The organism is Burkholderia sp. (assembly GCF_018375725.1).
Lineage (GTDB): Bacteria > Pseudomonadota > Gammaproteobacteria > Burkholderiales > Burkholderiaceae > Burkholderia.
Genome location: NZ_JAHACR010000415.1, coordinates 1 through 2,933 on the forward strand (window position 1 = coordinate 1; position 2,933 = coordinate 2,933).

Genomic DNA, 2,933 nt, shown 5'->3' on the forward strand with positions numbered 1-2,933 from the left:
GGTTATCGCTCGCTTTTGCTGGAGAAAGGTCATGGCGCTAACGATTGACGAGTGCAAAGTGCAGTGCCGAATTGATGGTGATGACCCGGGGGATAAACAGCTTCTGGAGATCTACATCGGTGCGGCGCGTCGTAAGGCTGAGAGCTATACAAATCGCCAGCTCTATGATGACGAGCTTCCGGCAAACGATCCGGATGGGCTGGTTATCAAAGATGACGTCAAGCTGGCGCTGATGCTGCTGGTCGGACACTGGTATGAAAACAGGGAGCCGGTGAACATCGGCAACATCGTATCGGCTCTCCCCTTTGGTTTTGAATCCCTTCTTGAGCCTTACCGGTTCATTGCACTGTAGGAGGTGATATGCAGGCAGGTAGGCTACGGCACCGGGTCATCATTCAAAATTATGTCACCACCCGATCCCCCTCCGGCCAGCCCGTCGAGCAATGGTCTGATGGTGAAAAGGTATGGGGTGAAGTTCTCGCGGTCAGCGGCCGCGAACAGCTTTCCTCCGGCGCGGAATCGCCTGAGGCAACAGTCAGGGTATGGATGCGTTTTCGCAAGGACATATCGGCAGCTTCACGGTTGAAGATACTAACGGGACCGCTTGCCGGCGCGCTGCTCGAACTGGACGGCACACTCGGCCTCCGCGGCTGGCAGTGGCTGTTCGTCATCGAAGGCCTACCCGCGATCGCGCTCGCGTTCGTCGTGTGGATGCGCCTGCCCGACCGGCCGAGCGCGGCACCATGGCTCGCGCCGGAAACCGCCCGCGCGCTCGAACGCTCGCTGGCCGCGGAACAGGCGGCCGGCACGGCGATGCACGGCGGCCATTCATTCGGCATGGCACTGCGCGACCGACAGATCTGGCTCACGATCTTCGTATACTTCTGCCACCAGTTGACGGTCTACACAGTGATCTTCTTCCTGCCGGGGATCGTCGGCGCGTCCGGAAAATTCTCGCCGGTCGTCGTCGGGCTGCTGACCGCGCTGCCGTGGCTCGCCGCCGCGCTGGGCGCGGCCACCCTGCCGAAATTCGCGCGCGATTCGCAGCGTTCCCGGCGGATGCTGTGCGCCGGGTTCGCCGTGATGGCCGCGGGGCTCGTGTGCGCCGCGTATGCGTCGCCGGGCGTGGGACTGGTGAGCATGTGCGTCGCCGCGTCGATGTTCTTCGTCGTGCAGTCCATCGTCTTCACGTTTCCCGCGTCGCGCCTGACCGGCAGCGCGCTGGCGGGCGGGCTCGGCCTCGTCAATACCTGCGGGCTGCTCGGCGGCTTCGTCGGGCCGACAGTCGTCGGCACGATCGAGCAGGCAACCGGCAACGCGAAGAACGGGCTGACCCTGCTCGCCGCGGCGCTCGTCGTCGCCGCCGTCGCCAGTCTTGCGCTGCTGCACGGGCACGAACCCCGCCGCTGACGCGTGCGCCCGTCCGGCGCGCGCCCGCGCGCCGGCGTTGCCCGACACGAAGGCGGCGCGACAGACCCGGCATGGCCGGCAATTCCTCAACGCCTAGGCAAGACCGTCGGCGCCACGCGCCGGATAGGTCACACGCTCCGGCTCGCGCCGCATGACGATCTTGCCGCTCCGGATCGACAGCGCCGCCTTCGCCTGCCGGCGCAGCGCGTCGTAGTCGCTGTCCGCGTCGAGCACCACGAGGTTCGCCGGCCGCCCGGCCTCGATCACGTACCGTTCGCCGAGATGCAACGCCGTCGCGCTGTGATCGGTCACGAAGTCGAGGCAGCGCTGCAGGTCGTCGAAGCCCATCATGTGACAGATGTGCAGTCCCGCGTCGAGCACGCGCAGGATGTTGCCGTTGCCGAGCGGATACCACGGATCCCGGATCGAATCCTGCCCGAAGCAGACATTGATGCCTGCGCGATCCAGCTCGGCGACGCGCGTCACGCCGCGCCGCTTCGGAAACGTATCGAAGCGCCCTTGCAGATGAATGCTCTCGGTCGGGCACGAGACGAAGCTGATCCCGGAGCGCTTGAGCAACCGGAACAGCTTCGAGCAATACGCGTTGTCGTACGATCCCATCGCCGTCGTATGGCTCGCGGTCACGCGCGCACCCATGCCGCGCACGCGGGCTTCCTCGGCGAGCACTTCGAGAAAGCGCGAATGCGGATCGTCGGTTTCGTCGCAATGCACGTCGACAAGGCAGCCGGTACGCTCGGCCAGATCCATCAGGAAACGGATCGAGCTGACGCCCTGTTCGCGCGTGTTCTCGAAGTGCGGAATGCCGCCGACGACGTCCGCGCCCATCTCGACCGCCTCCGCCATCAGTGCGCGGCCGTTGTCGAACGACTCGATCCCTTCCTGCGGGAAGGCGACGATCTGCAGGTCGATCCACTCGCGCGCCTCGTCCTTCACTTCGAGCATGGCCTTGAGCGCGGCGAGCGACGGGTCGGTCACGTCGACATGCGTGCGCACGTGCTGGATGCCGTGATCTCGCAGCATGCCGATCGCCGCATGTGCACGCGCCTTCGTGTCGTCATGGGTGATCGTCGCCTTGCGCTGCGCCCAGCGCTCGATGCCTTCGAACAGCGTGCCGCTCATGTTCCAGGCCGGCTCGCCGGCGGTCAGCACCGCATCCAGATGGATGTGCGGCTCGACGAACGGCGGAATCGCCAGGCGCCCCGCTGCATCGATGTCGCCAGCGTTCGTGCATGCGGCCAGACCCGGCTGGCGGTCGATCCGGTCGATCCGTCCCGCCTCGATGGCGATCGTGTAAAGGCCGTCGCGGGCGCGCAGGCGCGCGTTGAGCACGTTCATGTCGGATCCTTGCATGAGGCGGCCGCGCGTCGTCCGCGACGGACGCATGGTTGGGAATGGAGCGCCGCTCGCGCGTCGAAACCATTTCGTCGCGCGACGCATACGACTCGCAGCATGCCCGAATGACGCCCATCACGCACGTGCCGCCCGATCCGGCGATGGCCGCC

The 2,933-nt window shown here is 65.8% G+C and carries 2 protein-coding genes and 2 pseudogenes; 3 read left to right on the forward strand and 1 reads right to left on the reverse strand.

The features are described from left to right. From KH616_RS23675 to KH616_RS23680, 3 genes and pseudogenes are all read left to right on the forward strand, one after another. The coding region (locus tag KH616_RS23675) for a head-tail connector protein (protein ID WP_292253447.1) at positions 1-352 on the forward strand (352 nt) is incomplete at its 5' end. Positions 353-360: 8 nt separating this feature from the next. Next, a pseudogene (locus KH616_RS25455) lies at positions 361-579 on the forward strand (phage head closure protein); the annotation flags it as partial. Between the two features lie 9 nt (positions 580-588). Beyond that, positions 589-1,410, forward strand: a pseudogene (locus KH616_RS23680) (MFS transporter); the annotation flags it as partial. Positions 1,411-1,503: 93 nt separating this feature from the next. Here KH616_RS23680 and codA read toward each other — a convergent pair. After that, the gene (gene codA, locus KH616_RS23685; RefSeq protein ID WP_292253449.1) at positions 1,504-2,766 is read right to left on the reverse strand and encodes a cytosine deaminase; all 1,263 of its coding nucleotides are present in this window, start codon (positions 2,764-2,766) and stop codon (positions 1,504-1,506) included. Positions 2,767-2,933: the final 167 nt, after the last annotated feature.